The following is a 23,366-nucleotide window of genomic DNA, read 5'->3' on the forward strand; positions in this document are numbered from 1 at the left end:
GTGCGAATTATTTCGATTGAGTGCGAAATTTCCGATTGGATGCGAATCCGCTACTTTGTAAGATAGGATTCGGGAATTGAATAAGAATTTAACAATTTTAGATTATCTTCATACTTCCACAGGTGAATTTTTCATAAAAAAAGACAATGAGTCAAGTACGCACTCATTGTCTATTAAAATCTTTAATCTCGGTGATACAGATCTCTTGTATATACTTTATCAAGCACGTCATTTAGCTCGTCGTTCATTCGGTTTGCGACGATCAAGTCAGAAGTTTGCTTGAATTGACCAAGATCATTAATCACGCGGAGACCGTGATAAGTTTCTTCATCTTTTAGAACGGGTTCATAAACGACAACTTCGACACCTTCAGCTTGAACCAATTGAATCACGTCTTGAATCGATGATGCTCTGAAATTATCTGACCCAGATTTCATTGTTAAGCGATAAACTCCCATCACCTTAGGCTTTCTCTTCAGAATCGACTGAGCGATATGTTCCTTGCGTGTCTGGTTTGATGTCACGATTGCTCTGATAATATCGTTAGGTACACCTTCATAGTTTGCTAGAAGTTGTTTTGTATCTTTTGGTAAACAATAACCGCCAAAGCCAAACGAAGGGTTATTATAATGGCTTCCAATTCGCGGGTCAAGTCCAACCCCTTCGATAATCTGTCTTGTATCAAGGCCTTTTAGTTCAGCATAAGTATCTAACTCGTTAAAGAATGCAACGCGGAGTCCAAGGTATGTATTAGCAAAAAGTTTGATCGCTTCCGCTTCTGTTGAGTCAGTATACAAAATATCAATATCTTCCTTAATTGCACCTTCAGCTAGTAAACTAGCAAGCTCTCGCGCACGTTCTGAATCCTCTCCCATAACAATTCGAGATGGGTAAAGATTATCGTATAGAGCCTTTCCTTCTCGTAAAAATTCTGGTGAAAATACAAGTTTATCAGTTTGATACTTTTCTCTCATTTTCAGCGTATAGCCTACGGGAACAGTAGACTTAATCAGCATTGTCGCATCGGGATTAATCCTTAGTACATCCTCAATCACCTGCTCAACACTGCTTGTATCAAAAAAGTTCTTCTCTTCATCATAATCTGTTGGTGTTGAGATGACGACATATTTAGCACCTTGATATGCTTCTTCTGGAGATAATGTCGCAGTTAAGTTTAATTCCTTCTCCGCAAAAAATCGCTCAATGTCCTCATCACCAATTGGTGAGATTCTTCGATTAATTAAGTCCACCTTCTCCTCAATCACGTCTAACGCATACACTTCATGCTTCTGGGCCAAAAGAACCGCGATTGACAGCCCAACATAACCTGTACCTGCTACTGCAATCTTCATTTTTACACCTCTTTTATTATTTTATGACTTTTCCCCGAGTTAACAAAACTCGACATGATTATTTCTACCTATTTCATTATATCATATGCTCATCGTTTCACAATTATATTTGTAAAATTTCTCTATTTTATCTTTATTAAAAAGTTCCCCAGCCATACAATTAAAAAAGCTAGAGCCTGGTCTTCCCTGCTCTAGCTTGTAAATGTTAACCCCAAATCTTAATATAGTTTTTGCCTGCTGTTAGTCGGTTAAGCGGACCGATTGGACTATTATCAGTACGAATCTCGCCAAGTAAATCTTCTTCAACAACTACGTCACTACCATCTGGTTGATCGAATTGAGCATCAACTATTCTGACACGAGGTAATGTTGCTGTCGATTGAATCTCACCTGTCATTTGGTTAAATTCTTCTGGCAATTCACATGAGAGATACACTTCTTCACCTTTATCGATGATTTCAAATTTAGGATCAAAGTTATGATCTACCCAGTTTTCCAGTTCATTTTCGTATGGATCAGCACCATTTAGGTAGGCATTACGATTAATATAAACTGGTTGGTCAACACGGTTAAATGCAGCATGATCTGCATGGATTTCGTGAACTACTTCGATATATTTTTCTAAAGAAGATGGATATCCCTTATAGTGAGCTGTTCCAACTCCTTCAAGACCTTCTTTTCCAATATAGATATTGTTATAGAAACGATCATCGCCACCATAGACAAGCGCAAATCCTGCCACTTTAGTACTGTGTGGTAAATGATATTGTGTAGAACGATCGAGTTCTTTACGGTGAACCATCTTACCAGCAAACAGGTTGTTCACATATGCTCCACCTTGGGCGATGTTATCCAGTGCATACGATGAACCGAAAATATTATTATCGACTAAGTATGGGCCATGGCTTACCTCAACAAATAAGTCACGGTTGTTTTGATAGAAAATATTTTGGTTAATACGTGTGCCTTGAGTTTGCCAGTCTAACCACAGTCCTAGTGAACAGTCATGGATACGGTTATTATGAATTTGAACGTCAATTGCTGCGTGAAGCTTAATCCCAGCAATTTCATGTCCGTAAAACTCACGCTTTAAAGCAATATTATAAATATGGTTATCATAGATTTCACTAAATACGCAACCTAAGTGGCCAACAATACCATTTTGACCACAGTCATAGATCGTATTATTACGAATAATATGTGAACCAATTGTTTCTTTACTCCAACCTTTACGTTCTGCATCAAAAACAGATTCTAATTGGTATTGATATCCTGGCTTGTCACGACGGATTGTACGGTAATGGTGACCTGTTGATTTTTCCTTACCGATACTAATCGCACTACATTTTGCATCGTGAATAATGTTGTCTTCAATTATCCAACCCTTACTCCAATTAGCACCAATTAATCCAGGCTGATCAGCTGTTGGAGGTGACCAAGGTGTCGCTGCATGCGCCATTTCAAAGCCTCTAACAGTAATATAATCAATGCCTGTCTCCTCTGGATAAAAACAAGAACGACGAACATTAATCTCAACTAGCTCTTCATTAGGATCTGCTCCGTGGAAGTTCGCATAAATTGTTGTATTGTCCTGATCAACTTCTGTATACCAGACATATTTTGTCTGTTCAGGATTATGAATTGGAACGACCTGACGTGTCCAATGATCATTTGTTTCAGTTTTAACTTCTGGGTTTAGTAATTTTTCATATGCACTTACTTCATAGAATGACATCCCATTTAAGTATACATCACCTAAATGTCTTGGTTCTTCAATCGTAAGGAGCCAATCACCAAAAACAGTTTCAACGTATGGATTAAAATCACCGAAAAATTCATTCGGAATGACGACTTTCCAAACGTTACCTTCAACCAATTGCCAATCTTTAATCTCTTCCGAACCTTTTATGACAACGCTTTCACCTTCAGCCGCCTGATATGTAATTCGACGCTGATCGCTTAATCCCTTATATTTAGGTTTCACCCATTCACGGTAGACACCTTCATGTACTGTGATTGTATCCCCTGGAATAGCAAGTGAAGCAGCTTTATTAATTGTTAAAAATGGGTCATCAATTGTTCCTGTTGCTTGATCAGATCCATTTTTCGCTACATGATAATCCACTTTAAATTCCACCTTTCTATATTTAACTTGAATTATCTTAATTATAAGTAGATCAAATAGACAGTTCTATTCCTATTGTAGTATACTTTAAGACATTATTTGTGTTTGTCAGGAGGGTCGACAATGGTCTTTTTTCAATCACACGGTGTGGAGGAAAAGGAGTTTTTCCACTATATGCCACTAACTGAATATCAGTTTCCACTTCACTTCCACCGCGCTTATGAACTGATATTTGTGAAAAAGGGGAAACTGCTCGTTACAGTTAACCAAATTGAATATACACTAAATACGAATCAGCTAATTTTTATCTTTAGTAATCACATCCATGAAATCAAACGACTTGGTGATTCGGAAGTGACGATAATTTTATTTTCACCGGAACTAATTGGTGATTTCTTCACTGAATATAAAGGCTGGAGTCCAAACAATCCTGTCCTAACGCTTGAGCAACAACCACAGTTAGAAAAACTTGATTCTATCTATAAACAAAAAAGTTTTCTATATCAAATTTGTGGTGAATTAATCGACCAAACAGAATTTAAAAAAGTTGAAAGCTCCAACAAAACAAGGCTATTACACCGGATCTTACTATTTGTTGATGAAAATTACCATCATAACTGTACATTAAAAGACGTCGCAAAACATTTACGTTATGACTATCCCTATTTATCAAAATTATTTGTTCAAATGACGAATATGACATTTACCGATTACTTAAATAACTATCGTATCTCACAAGCTTGCTATTTACTAAAGAATAGCGGTCTATCAGTCGGAGAGATTGCGAGTCAATGTGGCTACAATCAACTACGAACCTTCCATCGAAATTTTAGAGATATCATTGGGAAGTCACCAAGACAATATCGAGACAATCATTAATTGTGCGTGCGTTCGCACTAGTGGTGGTGAGATATTTGGAAAATGAGTGTGAAATTCGGGAATTTCTGTGCGAACACACGACAAGATATAGAGAAATCCGGGATTAACGGATGAGCTTCTACAACATGGGACTTTTGCGTAATATTAAGGGTAGCGTTTTTTCATAAATCAATCATTGGAATTGTTAATGCAAGCTCATCGAGTTCTTCGATCGTCAATTCTGTGTAATCAATAATTTGTTGATAGGGTAAGCCTGAACGGATCATTTTAAGTGCGATCCGTTCTTTTTCCTGCTTTTCGCCAAAATATTGCCATTCAAAAATATTCAACGGATCTTCCTTGACGATCGCAGGCCGATTTGCCGTTGTAGCTGGTTGTCTACTGAGGTGATTTGCCAGTTTGAAATAGGGATCATTGTTCACCAGCTTAACAAATAATTGGGGTTTTTCCTTAGTTTTTAAGTGACAAATAAAGTAAAGCCACTTTTCTAAAGCAGTCTCTGGTGTTTGTGAGGTAAATTTCAGTAATTCTATGTAATGGATATGTTGTGTGTATTCAATTGAGGGTGTTTGAAAGCAATGATGGTAATGGTCACTTTCCTGTAAAAGATTAAAATTTAAAATATGAATCGTATAGCGATCTGCTTGACGATGCGTTTCAATCTGATTCAGCCGATGACTAATCTGTAATTTACTCGTCTTCTTTTGAAAATAATCATGATCATGAATTTGCACACGAATCACCAATGGCTTATCCGTCTCGGTCACCGCAGTCAGTAGCCAACTTGACGGTTGAGCTAGCGAGTAATAGGAACCTTCCCCTTGCGCATTTTCAATTTGCTTGATTGGCACTTTTAATGATTGACTTAAAATTGCATTTAAAAAACTCCGTAACAATAACTGACTTGCCTTCGTTCTTTTAAAGAACAACAGCTCAATTTGTTTTAGAAAAAGATACTGTCGCTCATCTTGCATATAAACTATCACCTCTCGTTTTACTTTAAAATACCACAGTTTGATTACTTTGTAAAAAATCCCCTTTATGTGTAATGAGTGAATTTTTTAGGCTAAACTCTCGTTTTTTAATAGAATTTAGCAAATTCTGCTATATTTTTGGCATTGTATAATTATTTATCACAAAAAAACGAACCTTTTTTTAGATTAGGTTCGCTTAAAATAACAGTCTTGCTAAATAGACAACGCCTGTAACGGTGATCGCTGATGCAATTGTTGAAAACATCACTGTTTGAGTCGCAAATGCTGGGTCACGACTATACTCCTGCGCTATGACAGAGCTATTTACCGATGTTGGCATAGCTGATGCAATCAACAGCGCCTGTGCGGTAATACCTTCAAGGCCAAAAATAATGATCATGAAGTAGGCAATAATTGGACCACCGATTAAACGAATCAATACACTTAAATAAACAAGTCGAAGTCCTTTTGTTAATTTTATCGTCGCCATCTGTGCACCAATTGTAAATAGCGCCATTCCTACCATTGCATTCGCAACATATCCAGCAGGCACTAGCACCATATTCGGTAATGGAACATTAACGTAATTTAGAATAATCCCAAGAACTAATCCATATAAAACCGGCATCCGGAAAAACCCGAGTAACCCTTTTAACTTTCCTTTTTCTGATGCTCGGATGGAAAAAATCCCGTAAGAAAATAGGAACATATTTTGAAAAGTTAGTGCGACAACCTGAATTGAGGTAGCCAATGGATCACCTTGAAATACAAGCGCATTAACTGGAATACCGTAATTTCCTGAATTAAAGAAGATCGTACTGTTCGTAAATAATGTTCTCAAATTATCATCAAGTTTTAGAACTTTTCCAACGATCATTGAAATTAGAAAAATGATCGCCACAAATAAAACGAAAAACGATAATACTTTTATGAAAAACATACCAGAAAACTCTGCTCGATACATCGCATTAAAAATAAATCCAGGCGCCAGAAAATAGATATTTATTTTAGCTAACGTTGATAAATCGAGCTGATATTTTATTTGAATCAAATAACCGATAAGCATCATAACAAATACCGGTCCAATAATCTCTCGTAAAATCAGTGATAATTCCGCCATCTCGTCCCCAACTTCCTTTTTTTCTTATCTATCATTAAATAGAGAGAAAACACTTTTTTTAGTATATCGAAGTCTTGAATATTTGTCATATCGAGCTTGTGTATACTTCGTTGAACTTGAATGTATATGCACTTCTACAAAAAAAGAGTTGAATCAGTTTGATCACTTGATTCAACTCATATATACACGATCATTAAAAACTACCCAATTTAAAATTTGAGTAAATAAGCCAAATAAACATAAATGATAAGACGTTTATGGAGATTGATCACAGCAATAACGAGTCAAGAAAGCTTATTCCTCAAGCATAATTTTTTGCTCTAATGCTTCAATTCGCGCTTCTAGGCGGGCAATATCATCCTGCGTTGCAAAATTTAAATCTTTTAAAATCGTCCGTTGCTTTTCTTCGCCCTTCTTCTGATACGTCTTCAGAACTTCCTTCGCTTCGTCGCGCGTTATTTCACCTTTTTTAACTAGCTCATCAATCACCTGCTCGGCTTTTTCCAAACCAGCCGCAGCTAAACCAATTCCAAGTGCAATACCTTTTTTAAAAGCATCTCTCATTATGATCAGCTCCCTTAATAAATTTAACGCTTCATCTTAATTATATTCCACAACTACAAAAACACTAAACATTTCTAATTTGCCAATCAATTGGCTTTAGACCTGCTTGCTCGAGATGCTGATTTGCCTGTGAAAAAGGCTTACTGCCAAAAAAGCCACGATATGATGATAATGGACTTGGGTGCGGTGACTTAATTACGAGGTGTTTGCTTGTATCGATTAGTCGTTCTTTTTTCTGAGCTGACGCGCCCCATAGGAAATAAACGACTGGATCTGATTTTTCATTCAAGCTTTCGATGACCCGCTCAGTAAACTGCTCCCAGCCAATCCCTTGATGAGAATTCGCCTCACCTGCACGAACCGTTAATACAGTATTTAACATTAGCACACCTTGCTCTGCCCATTTTACCAAATGACCATGGTTAGGAATTGGCAGGCCGAGATCACTATGTAATTCTTGATAAATATTTCTTAGCGATGGTGGAATTTTGACACCAGGCTGCACTGAAAAACTCAAGCCATGCGCCTGATTCGGACCGTGATACGGATCCTGACCTAGAATGACCACTTTTACATCCTCGAATGAGGTCATATTGAGCGCATTGAAGATCTCCACTTTTTCTGGATAAACGACCTGTTCTGCATATTCTTTTGCCAAAAACTCACCCATCTGAATGAAGTAAGGCTTATTGAATTCTGCTTTTAATATTGGCTCCCAGTCATTTGTTAAAAGTTCTTTCATAATTTGAGTACATCCTCTCACTTTGATTAAAGAAGAACTGGCATCGGCCAGTTCTCATCCTAATAGTTCCATTTTGGGTGCGATCGCACTCAATTCGCCGATTTCGCACCCAATCTAAAAATTTCGCTCTATGTCGTAGTGCGTTCGCACCCAATTTAGGAATTTCGCACATAATCATAGTGCGTTCGCACACAAGTCGAAAATTTCGCACACTAAACATTCTCAAATCAACTTTTTCTAAATAACTTCAACTACTTTTCCTTTCCATAGCTCGGATTGTTCGATTTGGCTTGCTAATTGAATGAGTTGATCTTCTCTTCCTTTACCAGCGACAAACTGAACCCCCATTGGTAAGCCTTCGCGTGTAATAAACGTTGGTACACTCATTGCTGGTTGACCAGTCAAGTTTGCCAACTGAGTAAATGGTGTATAAGTTAAGCTCGGTAGGAACATATCATAAATTAATTTCTGCTGCTCTGTTTTTGATAAGTAATTAATTTTTAGCAGTCGCTCTTGCATATCTTCACTCGGCTCAAGCTCGCCTATTTGTGGTGCTGTATCTGCATTTGTCGGTGTTAAATACAGATCAAACTCCTCGTGAAACTTAGCCATTTGATAAGCTGCGAGATCCCAACCATTTAAGCTCTCACTATAATCAGCAGCGGAAATGCTTTTTCCTGCTTCACTTAATGCCCATGTCATCAACTCCATATCCTCAGGTGCTAGATCATGACCTAGTCCACGGCTGAGTTGAATGATCACATGATTCATTTCACCACTATTCATAATATAGTAAGCCTTCATGAGATCAACACCGTTAACCGGAGCCTCTTTTTCAACAACTTCATGCCCCTGATCTTCCAACCACTTAGCCATTTGGTAAACTGACTGCTTTGCTGCATCACTAACCGCCGTACGCACAGGGGAGGCAGTCGTAAACGCTATTCTTAACTTTTTCATAGGTGAATTTTTTGTTAAATCAAAAAAACTTCCATCATAAAGTGGCGTCTGGTAAGCAGCTTCAGGTTGAACAACTTGGAGCACGTCCAAGAGTGCTGCACTATCGCGAACTGTACGGCTCAGGACAAAATCAATTGCTGCTCCTTGCCACGAGCGACCAACACCCGGACCTACCGGCGTTCTTCCACGAGTTGGTTTTAAACCAAATAAACCAGAAAAGCCAGCCGGAATTCTAATTGAGCCACCACCATCGCTAGCTCCAGCAACAGGAACGACACCACTTGCTACAAGCGCTGCCGCCCCACCACTTGACCCGCCTGGTGAATGATTAAGATTCCAAGGATTACGTGTTGGACCGTAAAGCTCTGCCTCTGTAATATTTTTCAAGCCAAATTCTGGCGTTGTTGTGTGACCGAGCATTATAAAGCCTGCATCCTTCAGTCGAGCGGTAAAGTTCGAATCATATTGAGCAATATTTTTCGACAAAAGCTTTGAACCTGAACTTAGCACTTCTCCTTTTATTGCATGGGAAATATCTTTTAAAAACATCGGCACACCGAAAAATGGCTGATCATTATCTGTTAAATTATCAATCTCTATGTAAGCACGCTTCTTGCGCGTCCGGGCCACCGCATTAAGCTTAGGGTTCACTTCTTCCATTCTTTCAAATGCAAGATCTGCTAAATCTCTTGGTGAGACTTCTTTTTTGCGAACCAACTCAGCTAATCCAACTGCATCTAGTGATAGGTAAGTCTTTAAATCCATTATGATTGCCCCCTCAGTTATATTTATTACAGTATAGCAGAATTACAGATAATAGAAAAATTCAAAGTTGATGACTGTGGGTGAATAATTTTTTATAAAAAAAGCCTTCTCCCGTATCCCGCTTTATCAGCATCATACTAGATCTGGCTTTTTATGATCAAACTATTCTTCGTCACTAAGTAGCACGCCACCGACTGCATACTCAGACTTTTTCATATCTTCTAAAAAGACAACGACTTTATCTCGTGATGCACCGGTTGTTTCGACTATTGCATCAGTTACTTTTTCAACGCAGGCACGTTTTTGCTCTTCTGTGCGACCTGCTAACATTTTTATCGTGACATATGGCATGATAGTCCACTTCCTTTTTTCAAAAAATAATTTACCGTTAGTGTACACTACCTGCGAAGAAAAATCATCCATTCACCTAACTGTAGCTTATTTACCCCAAACTTCTTTAGCAATCTTAACGACATGCTCAAGCTTATTCCACTGGTCCTGTTCAGTAAGTAAGTTACCATGATGTGTCGAAGCAAAACCACATTGCGGGCTTAGGCATAGTTGCTCTAACGGCACATATTTTGCCGCTTCCTTAATTCTCGCTTTCACTTCATCAACGTCCTCAAGTTCACCCCGCTTCGATGTAATCAAGCCAAGCACCACCTTAGCGCCTCCATGCGGAATATGCTTAAGCGGCTCAAACCCGCCAGAACGCTCATCATCATATTCTAAGAAAAAGCCATCAACCTTTTCATTAGCAAAAACCGTCGGTGCAATATATTCATAGCTACCTGTGAAAGCGTAGGTCGATTGATAGTTGCCACGACAAATATGGGTTGTCACTTTTAAGTCCTCTGGCTTATCTGCTAAAATCTCGTTCACGACTCGAACAGCTAATTCAATTAAGTACTCTCGCTTATATGGTCCACTATCAAAATCAATCTCAGGTGATGCCAATACAGCAAAGTTGACATCATCTAATTGTAAATAACGAACCCCCGCATCATAAAATGCCTTAATCGCATCACGGTACGCCTGAATGATATCAACAGCATACGCTTCATAGTCTGGGTAAATCTCTGAGTTAAAAATCTCCTCCCTAAACAATTGGTTAGGACTTGGAATCGTTTGTTTAACTACCGCACGTCCAGCGACAATTTTGTTCAATTCAATAAAATCATTAATAAATGGATGCTCAGGATTAAATGAAATTTTCCCTATATTTCTAACGTGATACGCCTCAGTCTCAACACCCTTAAAGGAATAACCTCTGTCAGGCACATACCCCTCGATCCCAATTAAATTTTCTAGAAAATCAAGATGCCACCAATCACGACGGAACTCCCCGTCTGTCACAACCTCTAAACCAATCTCAATCTGCTTTTCAACAACATGCGTCACTTCCTCTAGCTCGACCTGCTTTAAATCTGCTAAGCTAATTTTTCCTGTTTTATAATCTTTACGTGCCTGCTTTAATCGTTCAGGTCTTAATAAACTCCCAACATGATCTGCATAAAATGGTGCTTGAATCGTCATTTCCCATCGCTCACTTTCTTAGTTTAATTTAGAAAAACTTCTCGTTATATCTGTCTTTAAATCCTCAACTGCTTCAATCCCTACTGAAAATCGAAGCAATCGATCATCAATTCCTAACTCAATCCTTTTTTGTTCAGGTATATCCGCGTGCGTCTGTGTGGCCGGATACGTTATAAAGCTTTCCACCCCACCCAAACTTTCAGCAAAACTAATTAACTTTAATTCTTGTAAAAATTGTTTAACCCATTTCCCGTTTTTCAATTGGAAGGAGATCATCCCACCTTTCCCCGGATAAAAGACCTCAGCAACACATGGATGTTCCGCTAAAAATTGAACGAGCGCTTTTGCATTTTTCTCCTGTTGTTTTAAACGTAATGCTAAAGTTTTCATCCCCCTAATGACTAGCCACGCATCAAATGGTGACAATGTTGCACCAATATTATTGTGTAAATCTGCAAGTTGCTCAGCTAGTTTAGGCGATTTTGCAACAACCAATCCAGCTAAAACATCGTTATGTCCTGCCAAATATTTCGTCGCACTATGCACAACAATATCTGCGCCAAGCTTTAAAGGCTGTTGTAAATATGGTGTGTAAAACGTATTATCAACAATCAATAGAAGATTATGCTTGCGCGTAAGCTCAGCTACAGCTTCAAGATCAATTTCAGTTAATAACGGGTTCGTCGGCGTTTCAATAAAAATTGCTTTCGTCTCGCTAGTAATCTCCGCTTCTACCTCACTCAAATGTTCAAAGTCTACATAACTCACATTTAGTTTCCCTTGGTTTTGCCAATGTTCAAGCAGTCGATACGTCCCGCCATATAGCTGATCAGATCCGATCACTTGATCACCCACTTTGAATAAAGCAAGCACAAGCTCAATTGCCGCCATTCCAGAACTCGTGGCAAAACCAGCTACCCCACCCTCTAGCAAAGCAATGCCATCCTCTAAAATCTGGCGCGTCGGATTTTTTGTTCTCGTATAATCAAAACCAGTCGATTCACCTAACGTCCTGTGATGGTATGCAGTCGATAAATGGATTGGCGCACTCACCGCCCCTGTTACCTCATCAATCCGATTACCCAATTGTGTCAAAATTGTTTCCTGATTTAACACCACTTTTCACCTCCTTTTATCAAAATAAAAAAGACTCTCTATAAGAAGAAAGTCTTTAACTAAAAAAAGGCATTCTTCTTATCTTCTAGGCAGTTGCCTATTTGGAATTAGCACCGTTCCTTGCTCTACACAAGGTGGTTGCTGAGACGTCACTGGGCCAATCCCTCAGTCTCTCTGGATAAGAAATAAAAGTATACAATTTTAGCTCGCTTCTAAATGATGCAATTGACTTATGTAATAGCTTAAGCTAATTTCTTTAAAATATCAAGATGTTTTTTTAATTTTCTGAAAAAGTTGATGATACACAATATTTTGTGTAAGAAGAAGTATAATTAAAAAACAGGTAGAACATCCTCTTGATAGTTACAGGATTAACTAATAGAAAGGATGATCTACCATGTTAAACAGTATTACCGAAAATATATTTTCTAATCACATCTTTTGTGTTAGCGGCAAATGGAGTGGGGGTGTGGAATCTTTAACGATTGATTAAGTTTTTTGCACAAACGTTAATGATTTGCGACTTATCTTCAACCTTTGAACAGATTTTACGACTAAACGTTAACGATTTACGCTTTATCTTCAACCTTTGAGCGAGTTTTAACACCAAACGTTAATGATTAACGCTCTATCTTTAATCTTTGAGCAAGCTTTACCGCAAAACATTTACGATTCGGACTTATCTTTAACATTTGAGAGTGATTTAACACCAAACGTTTACGATTAACCACTAATCTTTAATCTTTTAGCAGATTTTACGACTAAACGTTAATGATTAACGCATTATCTTCAACCTTTGAACAAGTTTTAACACCAAACGTTAACGATTAGAGCATTATCTTCAACCTTTGATCGGTTTTTAACACCAAACGTTAATGATTAACGCTCTATCTTTAATCTTTGAGCAAGTTTTACCGCAAAACGTTAACGATTCGGACTTATCTTTAACATTTAAGCGTGATTTAACACCAAACGTTTACGATTAACCACTAATCTTTAATCTTTGATCGGATTTTACGACTAAACGTTTACGATTTACGCATTATCTTCAACCTTTGAGCGAGTTTTAACACAAAAGGTTTACGATTAACCACTTATCTTCAACTTTTGAGCAATTTTCACAACTAAACGTTAACAATTAGCCCTTTTCCGGCAAAAATTATAGCTGTTTCCGGGCTAACAACAAAAAACACCCCATCATATGACAGGGTGTCAGCACATGCAGAGCGAAAATTCTCCTAAACTCGCTCTAGTTGATGTGCTTCTCGATCGGCAATTATTTTTTCAACAATATCTTCGCCGAGGCGCTCGATTGTTCGGCCTTCTTCACGTAAATCGCGACCTAAAGCGGCTGATGCCATGTTAATCAATGATGTACAAATTGGTGTTGCGACATCGACTTTTGCTGCGATCGTTTCTAATAAAACTAAGCCTTGTGGTACGTCTTCGGAAATATATCGTGAATCAACGACAACAGGGCCTTTAGCGCGAGTTGGCATTGCAGCATACCAGAAGAAAACTTCTTTTGCATCGCGGCTATCGTCCAACGTATTACGATACTTACATGCCTCAACGTAAGAAAGTCTCTCGGAGCCCAGCTTTTCCATAACATCCATTTTCTCAGCATCAAGTGCTTCGAGTATATTCCATACGCTAGGTGTGAAAACTTCATGGTACATGCAATAGTCTCCATTTGTCTTTTCAATTCTAGGAATACTCATGATTGCGCCAACTGTATGGACAATCAAGTTAGGATTATGCAACGCTGCCTCGATGACTGAAGGCACGTAGGCAAATGGGAAACCTAATTTATTTAAAGTTTTCTTCGCTTCCTCAGTTCGGCTCGCTGGATAGATTCCTAGTGGGTTACGGACATTACGGAAACCAACCTTAACAGTTCCTGGTTCAGAGATTCGACAATCAATAAATGAACTCTGAGCTTCACAGATTAATAAATCAATATCACCACAATGCTTTAACACGTAAGCCGTTGATAAATAACCAGGGTTAATTAAGAGAATCTGGCCATCACGCAAATGTGGTTTAATTCGCTTTATTAAATCTTCGTGATAGTTTGTTTGAATATAAATAATGACAACTTCACTGTCACTAATTTCTGAGATATCTCTTGTCACTCGATTAATTTTTGCGGTTTCTACCTTATCATTCTCAACTAGATCTACGCGCCCGCCATTTTCTATTAAATAATTAAAATTCTGATCATGCATCGCATTTGATGTTTTAATTAACGACACATCATGACCATATAAACTTAATTGAGCAGCTACTGCTGTACCGCCATTACCGGCACCTAAAACTGAGATTTTCATATTATCAACCTTTCTTCATGATCAATTTGATTTATTTGTTGATGATTAAACTCATCTTGATTTAAGAAAATTGTATCTAATATGCTTTCAGTCAGCTCACCAAATAACGGTCCACAGCTGACTTGATTCAATGACGGCCCACCATTATACTCAATAAAAACTGGTACACCATCCTCATCAATAGCAAAATCCCAACCTATTACTCTAAAATGAGGCAGCTTCTGGTGTGTTTGTCTAACCAGTTCAAGCACGCGATCATAGCTAGGTACGACAACATCAGCAAATCTTACACCACCAGGATGCTCTGTCACCCACTCTGAAGCACGATTTAACGCCTTTTCTTGAAGTCTACCATCAGGTTGGATTGGACATGCCAGCCCTCCTGAAGACACATTATCTAACCGCGATCCCCCAACACCCATTCGTAAAATCGCAGAAGAAATATGAACTTCTTGATTAAATAAAAAGGAAATAACTCGAATTGTATTAAGTGAATGCTCATGAATCGATGACAATACATGATGCTGCTTAACTACCTCTTGAACAACAAAATCAGAACGATACTCATCAAGTAGTCTCTGATAATCGATAATCCCATGCTGATCCCGGTCATAAAAGTAGATGTCTACACCTTCACCACTGTGAATAGCTGGTTTTACGACAAAACTCTTCTCCGCCTTCAGAATCGAAATCGCATGAGAACGATCAATCATGTTCCCTAATTCATCAAAAAAACAACCATTACTATTTTTCAAAATCATTCGTGGTTGCCTTAATTCAGGGAATAAGTGTGGGTAATAAGCCTTGTCAGTATAAGCCTGACGAAAATTAATCCGATTCATTGCTGGATATATTTTTGTCCAATATAAATCTTCCGGTATGTAGCGCGGATCATAATGACCATCTTTATAACCATAAAGGTCATACCACATTTTCTTCGGCTTGATCCCATATTTTTGCCAAAATGGCGCAACCTGTGAACGGAATAATGCCATGTCACCATTTAAACCACCATTAATCGTACCAAGCTGTTTGCGGCAGGCTTTCCTAGCTTTTCTAGCCTCCATATGTAAATCAACTTTTTGGTAAATCGAGCGATTAATCCGCTCCCAGCGCCCTGCTTGATTCAATTTTACCTTCAATCATATCCCACCTTCCTTTGTACTTAATCAATATATTCATCAACCAAAACTTACCGACCACAAAACTGGTCAGCTCATTTAGGTCTTGATATCATGTGAAAATTTTAACGCTCACAAAAAAATTGCGCCCTAAACTTAAAAATCCATAACCATGAATTTTTCGACAAAGCGTCAATTTATCTACGTTTTAGGGCCAAGTAAATAGCCGTGCAAAACACGACTTTGTTCGGATAAAATCATCCAGTTTTAATTAGGAATTTTTCTGACTGATAAGTGTGAAGGAAATAATTCAGAAACATCTGTTGTATTACAGATAGAAACCAAACGATAATTTTGTAATGAATGTCCATTAAAACTAATGGACACGTTATAAAAAATACCAAGAAAAATTGCTGAGGATAGCGCTGATTCCTTTGGTATTCATAAAAAGAAATGTAAAATATAATATTTGTGTAGAAATTTTGTTGTTCTTTTCTATTATAGCACAGTTTTCACAAATTTGCATAATGTGCACAAAAAAACAGCTGAACGTTCAAAACTCGAACATTCAACTGTTTAAATTAAAATCCAGACTTCATTAATCTCTACTAAATAAGTCTCTTGTGTATACTTTATCCTTAGCATCACTAATTTCATCCGTTAACCGATTGGCAATGATCACATCAGATAACTGTTTAAACTCCTCTAGATCTTTAACAACTCTTGAATTGTAAAAACTATCACTCTCTAATACTGGTTCATAGATAATTACCTCGACACCTTTAGCTATAATTCTTTTCATCACACCCTGAATAGCTGAAGCTCTGAAGTTATCCGATCCTGTCTTCATTGTTAATCGATATATACCAACAACCTCAGGTTTTTTTGCTAATACACTGTCAGCGATATGATCTTTACGAGTCGTGTTAGATTCAACAATTGCACGAATTATATTATTTGGCACATCCTCATAATTAGCTAGTAATTGTTTCGTGTCTTTAGGCAAGCAATACCCTCCATAACCAAACGATGGATTATTATAATGTGAACCTATTCGGGGATCCAGGCCAACTCCTTCGATAATTTGCTTCGTATTTAATTCACGTAATTCTGCATATGTATCTAGCTCATTAAAGAATGCAACACGTAAAGCAAGATAGGTATTGGCAAACAACTTAATTGCCTCAGCCTCAGTTGAATCCGTGAAAAGCACATCAATATTGTCTTTTTCAGCACCTTCAACAAGTAAATCAGCAAACTGACGAGCTCGCGCTGAATCCTCACCTAAAATAATTCGCGACGGATACAGATTATCATATAACGCCTTACCTTCACGTAAAAACTCAGGAGAAAAAATAATGTTATCAACACCATATTTTTCTCTGATCTTTAATGTATATCCAACTGGAACCGTTGATTTTATTATCATTGTCGTATTTGGATTAATCTTAAGTACTTTTTCGATCACATCTTCAACAGAACTTGTATCAAAATAGTGCTTCTCTTCATCATAATTTGTCGGTGTTGAAATCACAACAAACTCAGCACCACTAATCGCTTCTTCAGGACTTAAAGTCGCTGTTAAATCTAACTTTTTCTCAGCAAAAAAACGCTCAATCTCAGCATCACCAATCGGCGACACGCGCTTATTAATTAGATCTACCTTTTCCTCAATTACATCCAACGCATAAACCTGATGATTTTGCGCCAGTAAAACCGCATTCGATAATCCAACATAACCTGTTCCTGCTACTGCAATTTTCATATGTACACCTTCCTAATGTATGTATTGTTTATTAATAATGATCAGAGAATTACCCAGATCACGCTATTATCAAAATCTATCAATCTCCAAACACATACAAACACTTGTCGATAAGATCACCAAAATTGACCATTCGTCCATAAATTACGGATGAATATAAACATTCAGTTTTTATCATTTTAATTTAAGTCTTATATTCTAAAAATCAGCCTTTAAAATATCGTCAAACACCCGATTTTCCCATTCATTAACAGGTGACATTTTACTAACAAACTATATTTTAACATAACTTTTATACCGAAACTAGTATTAAAAAGGGAATTTATTAGGAATTTAGCCCTTGATCTACGGGTTTTGTTAAAAAAATGAAGTCTATGCTCGGAAATCTAAATTTGTGCTCGACTTTTTATTTAAATACTCGAAAGAATTAATTTATGCGTGAAACTATTAAGTTTATGCTCGATCTTATTACTTTATAAACTTGAATTCTATCTCATTAAAGTCCATAATTGAAAGCGCATACACTTATATGAGGAGGACACTCAAAATGATAGTATTAAAAGGGAAAAATGTCACAGTTCACGATGGTGACTTGAAGCGTCGTGAAGCGGCTAATAAAAGCTACTTAATGAGCTTAACAAATGATAATCTCCTATTTAATTATCGCGTCGAGGCTGGGAGATTCCATGGCCGTGAGATTCCGAAAGATGCACATGGTGGGTGGGAGACACCTGTTTGTCAAATCCGTGGTCATTTTCTAGGTCATTGGTTATCGGCAGCAGCACTACATTATCATCAATCTGGCGACCTTGAGCTAAAAGTTAAGGCAGATCTGATTGTTAGTGAATTAGCTGAATGTCAGAAGGATAACGGTGGTCAGTGGGTTGGGCCAATTCCAGAAAAATATTTACATTGGATTGCTGAAGGAAAAAACATCTGGGCACCCCAATATAATCTACATAAGCTGTTCATGGGCTTGATTGATATGTATTCATACACAGGCAATCAACAAGCACTGGATATTGCTGATAATTTTGCTGATTGGTTTGTTAAATGGAGCGGAAAGTTTACCCGAGAGCAATTCGACGACATCTTAGATGTAGAAACTGGAGGTATGCTTGAGGTATGGGCAGATTTACTTGAGATCACTGGACACGACAAGTATAAATTCTTACTAGATCGCTATTATCGCCAAAGATTATTCCAACCACTATTGGAAGGGAAGGATCCACTGACAAATATGCATGCAAACACAACCATTCCTGAAGTGCTTGGCTGTGCCCGTGCATATGAAGTGACTGGGGATAACAGATGGCTTGATATCGTTAAGGCGTACTGGAATTGCGCTGTGACTGAACGTGGCACACTAGCAACCGGAGGCAACACATCAGGCGAGGTCTGGATGCCAAAAATGAAAATCAAAGCACGCTTAGGTGACAAAAACCAAGAACATTGTACTGTCTATAATATGATTCGTTTAGCAGACTTCCTTTTCCAGCAAACAAAGGACCCTGCATACGGTCAATATATCGAATACAATCTCTATAACGGTATTATGGCGCAGGCTTACTATCAGTCATATCACGTAGCTGGAACTGGGAAAAACCATCCGTGGACTGGCCTACTAACTTATTTCCTACCAATGAAGGCAGGCCTTTATAAAGAATGGAGCAGTGAAACAAATAGCTTCTTCTGCTGTCACGGGACAATGGTTCAGGCAAATGCTACATTAAACAGAGGTATCTATTATCAGGATCAGGATCAAATCTATGTGTCACAATATTTCAATTCAGAATTAGAGACTACGATTGGTTCTGACCGCGTCCGAATTAAACAATCACAAGATATCATGAGTGGTAGTTTACTAGATTCATCAAGCATAGCAGGTCAGCAGAGGTTAAGTGAGATAACATCAATACATGAAAACACACCTGACTTCAAAAAGTATGATTTCACAATTCAGCTTGATCAGAAAAAAACTTTTACACTCGGACTTAGAATTCCTGAATGGATCATGAAAGATGCAAGTATTTATCTAAATGGAGAATTAATTGGCAAAACAAATGACAGCAGCGCCTTTTACAAGCTCACGCGTGAATGGTCTGATGGCGACAAGGTTAGCATTACCTTCCCTATTGGCATAAGATTTATTCAGCTTCCAGATGATCTAAACACTGGAGCGTTCCGATATGGCCCAGATGTATTAGCTGGTATCACTGAACATGAACGGATACTCTATATCGAAGGCGATGATCCTACGACTGAGCTTGAGCAAGAAAATGAAAGGGAATGGGGAAGCTGGCGCTATTTCTTCAAAACAACCAACCAAGACCCAGCAATCCAATTTAACCGCATCCGAGATATTGGCTATGACCCATATCAGGTTTACTTTACAGTGAAAAAAATTAATAAGTAATCATAAGCAAACAAAACCACGATCAAAGTAATAGCTATCTTGATCGTGGTTTATTTATCACAAATTTTCCCTATTAGCACAGTATAAAAAACTAAAAATCGACTGTTCAGTCTAATCTATTGAAAGTTGATCGGCATATTTAAATGATATAATCTCATTAGCAGATGTACATTTATATGCTTCTTCACTATGCATTTTTTTGATAATATCTTGGGTATTTAAATCTCCTACTTCTGCTATAACAGTTTCTAATGTATCAACTTCTTCATTGGTTAATGAGTTAAATTCAATACCTTCTACAGGTAAAAATCGATAAGCAACATGATCATATAAAACCTCTTCATATTTAATCCCATCTAAATCAATAATTACCTCTGATCCTTTAGGAACAGCTCCCATTGGTAGTGCACCATACACTAGACCGGTTATTGATTTTTCGTGTCTTTTATAATTTAAATAATCGGCATACCAAAGCATCTTCATTAATTTTACCTTATGGAGAGATTTAATCTTAGTTGCAAAATAATTTATGATTTCTACGACTTTATTAAGATTAAGTTGTACACCACCAGTCATATCTTCATCATGTAAATTTGCATAAATAGATTGGATCGAATCAATTAAATACTGATTATGCATTTTACTAAATTCTTCTTTCGCAACTAAAAGGCTACTATTTAAAGCACTTGATGGAATTTTATCTCTTGCTCGATCAAGCATTTGAAGCATCCATTTTGGGTCTGAATTAATTTTTCTTAATACATCATCATGGGCACGATCTTGAACTTGATGATTTTCATATCTTGTAATAGTTGCTCTTCCCCAATCAAGCACTTCGGAAAAATTCTTTTGACTAAGCTTATACTTTTCTCTAATTGCAATAATCTCATCAGAAGTTAATAAACCGACTTTCCTTCGATATGCATCTTTCATTGCTAAACTGTTAGATTTAATATATTCTTCTGTTTCAAGTAGTTCATCCGTTTGATCACAATATTCATAAACCGCTTCAAACTCAACACTTGTTCCTTTAAATTCTTCTGTTTCACTCATTTTAACGGTTCTAATTCCGTGTTCCTCCATACATAAAATACATAGCTTCTTCTCAACTTTAATTTCTTCCATTTGTCTCACCTCTATCTTTCATATATGGGAAATCACCAACATTAAACTTCTTCTCAGCAAAATGAAAAGACATGACAAATACAAAACTACTTCCGCTTGCCGCTACAGTATCAAGTAACTCTACTCTAATTTTAATATACACATCTTCTCCTGAATATTTTTTCCCAAAAACTCTCAATTCACTCTTTTTAGGAAATTGAATATCCTTTACTGATTCAAGATAATCTTCAACTGTTAAGTTCGCAAGCTCTCTTTTTAGTACTTCTACCTCATCTTCATCAGGAAATAATGTGGCCATAGTATATCTGTTTGTAAATTTCTTAGATCTATTGCGATCAACAAATCTATTTTTTTGAAAATTAATTCTTACCGAGTTGCTTTGTAACACATATTTTAGTCTATCTAAATAAGTCTGTACCTCAAGTTCAGATTCAATTCTCTTAATTTCCGCTTCTTGTCTCATCCTTATTTTAGCACTCCCCAAAAATATAGTCAATATTTTCGGTATCAATTGATACCAAAATAACAAAACGCTATATAACTATTTTACATGACTGTACGTCCTTTTTCTACATAAATTTACAAAATAATGTACATTTGTATTTGTAATACTTATTGTAATTAAAATAAAAAATGACCAGCCTTAGTCCAGTAAAATACCAAACTAAAACTAGTCATCCCCTCAGCTATTCCCCCGTGTCTTATTATATCCATTGCGAACGGAGTCGGAGGTATTAATTATATGACGCTCAAGCTCATTTAAAGTTTTAAATCCACTGTTTTCAAGTGCGATCAGCCTAATCGTCCACTCGTCTCCATGCTTATAATCTGCATAAACGTCACCATTACCTTTACCAGTGAAATGATTATTCACACGAGTTAGCACCTGCCTGGCCTGTCCGACATAATATAAATCCTTCGTCTTATTATGTAAGATGTACACACCTGAAAAATTAAATTGATTAGCATATTGAGGATTTCCTCGACCGCCAAAGCTTTTTCGTCTCATTTTGAAAAAATCAGCTGTCGACATTTCTAACGTGTTATTTGCTAGATTTGTCATTTGCTCACGAATTCTTTTCTGCTCTTGTACTTTAGTCCAATAGCTACCAACAGCATAAGCCATCAACGGAACAAATATAAAAATTAATAAATCGATCACGCTACTCACAATATTCAACCTCTCGTAAATCATTCCAAACGTCCACCGCTCCAATAACGCCCCACACCACTGTCCCATTATTGGACTACTTCAGACTAATTATTCAATTTAGCCGAAACAAAAAAACCACGCACAAAGTAGTTCCGCACTACTCTGCTCGTGGTTCGCTTCAATTACTATAGAAAATCACGTTAATTTTTCACTGTTCCGGGAAACATGCCATCAATCACTTTTGCGGCAACATCAATTGTCCCGCCAACCCATGGGAAGTGATGCAATGTGATCATTGGATATGTGTTCACTTCAATAATATTAACCTCATCCCCATTGATTAACACATCGACTCCAGCTGCTGTAACACCAGGAATTGAGAGCATCGCCTGTCTAATATACTCCTTGATCTCTGGATCGATTTGATTCGTCACATCAATCGCATCGCCACCTGTCGAGATATTTGAATTATCACGCAGATTAACAACTACATCCTTTTCCGGAACTGAATCATACGTGTAGCCATGCTTTCTCAGCACACGCTCAGTCTCCTCATCCATCTCCAGCTGCTTATGAATCGGATTACCAACATCGATACGTTCCTGATTTTTCAGCTTAATTAAATCCTTAACATGATGCACGCCATCACCAACAACATTCGCTGGCACACGATTAACAATTCCAACAATCTCTTCATTGACATAAGTAAAGCGATACTCCTTACCAGCCAGAAACTTCTCAACTAAAACCTCATCATTAGTCAAAGCGATCTTTTCAAAGCACGCTTTAAACTCATCATAATTATCAATATTTACGAAAACTAATTCACCCATCATACCATCATAAGGCTTAAGTACAACAGGTAAAATCGGCTCAGCCCATTGCCAAGCACGCTCTAGATCCGTTTTCGCAAACACCGTATTCTCAGGCGTATTAAACCCATTACTCTTCAGTAATCGGCTTGTTACTTCCTTCATATCCATCGTCATCGTCGCCAAACGAGTATTATATGAAAGCGTCACTTTACCATCATAAATCGTGTAACTTTTCTTTCCATCAGACATCGTAAAAACGCCATCAGGTAATACATCAATCTTAATCCCGCGACTAATCGCTTCCTTCACAAGCAATTGATTACCCAAACTTAACTCTCTACCAACAGCTTCAATATATCGTCTACTCATCTATATCCTTCTTTCACAACATAATTTATTATCCGTATTCTATCACATTTTACGAATCAAATTAATTGATATGAATCAGCACATAGACAAATAAACCAAATTAAATAGTTTTTTTTATAAAAAATTTTCTTCTCAAAAT

At 37.4% G+C, this 23,366-nt stretch carries 19 protein-coding genes and 1 riboswitch; of the genes, 2 read left to right on the forward strand and 17 right to left on the reverse strand.

Translation table 11 applies throughout. The features are described from left to right. Positions 1–182 precede the first annotated feature (182 nt). Both AXY_RS09985 and AXY_RS09990 read right to left on the reverse strand, forming a co-directional pair. Positions 183–1,352, reverse strand: a complete 1,170-nt coding sequence (locus tag AXY_RS09985) for a nucleotide sugar dehydrogenase (protein ID WP_015010692.1) — start codon at positions 1,350–1,352, stop codon at positions 183–185. Between the two features lie 205 nt (positions 1,353–1,557). Further along, a complete protein-coding gene (locus AXY_RS09990; RefSeq protein ID WP_015010693.1) occupies positions 1,558–3,477 on the reverse strand; it encodes a right-handed parallel beta-helix repeat-containing protein in 1,920 nt (639 codons plus the stop codon). A 123-nt stretch (positions 3,478–3,600) separates the two neighbouring features. Here AXY_RS09990 and AXY_RS09995 point away from each other — a divergent pair, with 123 nt between their 5' ends. Continuing rightward, positions 3,601–4,356, forward strand: a complete 756-nt coding sequence (locus tag AXY_RS09995) for a helix-turn-helix transcriptional regulator (RefSeq protein WP_015010694.1) — start codon at positions 3,601–3,603, stop codon at positions 4,354–4,356. A 161-nt stretch (positions 4,357–4,517) separates the two neighbouring features. On the opposite strand, the gene AXY_RS10000 is transcribed toward AXY_RS09995, so the two are convergent. The 11 genes from AXY_RS10000 to AXY_RS10050 form a co-directional block, all read right to left on the reverse strand. Beyond that, positions 4,518–5,330 (reverse strand): PD-(D/E)XK nuclease family transposase, encoded by an 813-nt coding sequence (locus tag AXY_RS10000; protein ID WP_015010695.1) that lies wholly within the window; start codon positions 5,328–5,330, stop codon positions 4,518–4,520. Between the two features lie 196 nt (positions 5,331–5,526). Continuing rightward, positions 5,527–6,450: an AEC family transporter gene (locus AXY_RS10005; protein ID WP_015010696.1), complete on the reverse strand. Its 924-nt coding sequence runs from the start codon at positions 6,448–6,450 to the stop codon at positions 5,527–5,529. A gap of 294 nt (positions 6,451–6,744) precedes the next feature. Then, a complete protein-coding gene (locus AXY_RS10010) occupies positions 6,745–7,014 on the reverse strand; it encodes a phasin family protein (RefSeq protein WP_015010697.1) in 270 nt (89 codons plus the stop codon). 64 nt (positions 7,015–7,078) lie between these two features. Next, entirely contained in the window at positions 7,079–7,756 is a 678-nt protein-coding gene (locus AXY_RS10015) for a uracil-DNA glycosylase (protein WP_015010698.1), read from the reverse strand. A gap of 237 nt (positions 7,757–7,993) precedes the next feature. After that, the gene (locus AXY_RS10020; protein WP_015010699.1) at positions 7,994–9,481 is read right to left on the reverse strand and encodes an amidase; all 1,488 of its coding nucleotides are present in this window, start codon (positions 9,479–9,481) and stop codon (positions 7,994–7,996) included. 162 nt (positions 9,482–9,643) lie between these two features. Then, positions 9,644–9,832, reverse strand: a complete 189-nt coding sequence (locus AXY_RS10025) for a 2-hydroxymuconate tautomerase (RefSeq protein ID WP_015010700.1) — start codon at positions 9,830–9,832, stop codon at positions 9,644–9,646. Between the two features lie 87 nt (positions 9,833–9,919). Further along, a complete protein-coding gene (locus tag AXY_RS10030) occupies positions 9,920–11,017 on the reverse strand; it encodes a 5-methyltetrahydropteroyltriglutamate--homocysteine S-methyltransferase (protein ID WP_015010701.1) in 1,098 nt (365 codons plus the stop codon). An 18-nt stretch (positions 11,018–11,035) separates the two neighbouring features. Next, positions 11,036–12,133 carry a methionine biosynthesis PLP-dependent protein gene (locus AXY_RS10035; protein WP_015010702.1) on the reverse strand — a complete coding sequence of 366 codons (1,098 nt, stop codon included), beginning with the start codon at positions 12,131–12,133 and terminating at the stop codon, positions 11,036–11,038. 75 nt (positions 12,134–12,208) lie between these two features. Next, positions 12,209–12,318, reverse strand: a riboswitch (SAM riboswitch). 1,053 nt (positions 12,319–13,371) lie between these two features. Next, positions 13,372–14,463 carry an NAD/NADP-dependent octopine/nopaline dehydrogenase family protein gene (locus AXY_RS10040; RefSeq protein WP_015010703.1) on the reverse strand — a complete coding sequence of 364 codons (1,092 nt, stop codon included), beginning with the start codon at positions 14,461–14,463 and terminating at the stop codon, positions 13,372–13,374. Continuing rightward, the gene (locus AXY_RS10045; RefSeq protein WP_015010704.1) at positions 14,460–15,605 is read right to left on the reverse strand and encodes a sugar-transfer associated ATP-grasp domain-containing protein; all 1,146 of its coding nucleotides are present in this window, start codon (positions 15,603–15,605) and stop codon (positions 14,460–14,462) included. The genes AXY_RS10040 and AXY_RS10045 overlap by 4 nt, the downstream gene beginning before the upstream one ends. Before the next feature lie 577 nt (positions 15,606–16,182). Continuing rightward, positions 16,183–17,349, reverse strand: coding sequence for a nucleotide sugar dehydrogenase (locus AXY_RS10050; protein ID WP_015010705.1), 1,167 nt, complete (start codon positions 17,347–17,349; stop codon positions 16,183–16,185). A 547-nt stretch (positions 17,350–17,896) separates the two neighbouring features. Here AXY_RS10050 and AXY_RS10055 point away from each other — a divergent pair. Further along, entirely contained in the window at positions 17,897–19,765 is a 1,869-nt protein-coding gene (locus AXY_RS10055; protein ID WP_015010706.1) for a beta-L-arabinofuranosidase domain-containing protein, read from the forward strand. Positions 19,766–19,876: 111 nt separating this feature from the next. Here the strand turns inward: AXY_RS10055 and AXY_RS10060 are convergent, their stop codons facing one another. The 4 genes from AXY_RS10060 to AXY_RS10075 form a co-directional block, all read right to left on the reverse strand. Beyond that, complete coding sequence (locus AXY_RS10060) at positions 19,877–20,890, reverse strand: type II TA system antitoxin MqsA family protein (RefSeq protein WP_015010707.1); 1,014 nt, start codon at positions 20,888–20,890, stop codon at positions 19,877–19,879. Further along, entirely contained in the window at positions 20,877–21,353 is a 477-nt protein-coding gene (locus AXY_RS10065; protein ID WP_015010708.1) for a hypothetical protein, read from the reverse strand. Before AXY_RS10065 ends, AXY_RS10060 begins: the two co-directional genes overlap by 14 nt. A gap of 219 nt (positions 21,354–21,572) precedes the next feature. Continuing rightward, positions 21,573–22,061, reverse strand: a complete 489-nt coding sequence (locus AXY_RS10070; protein WP_231841344.1) for a GIY-YIG nuclease family protein — start codon at positions 22,059–22,061, stop codon at positions 21,573–21,575. A gap of 182 nt (positions 22,062–22,243) precedes the next feature. Then, positions 22,244–23,227 carry an ATP-grasp domain-containing protein gene (locus AXY_RS10075; protein WP_015010710.1) on the reverse strand — a complete coding sequence of 328 codons (984 nt, stop codon included), beginning with the start codon at positions 23,225–23,227 and terminating at the stop codon, positions 22,244–22,246. Positions 23,228–23,366 lie beyond the last annotated feature (139 nt).

This window comes from Amphibacillus xylanus NBRC 15112 (assembly GCF_000307165.1).
GTDB lineage: Bacteria > Bacillota > Bacilli > Bacillales > Amphibacillaceae > Amphibacillus > Amphibacillus xylanus.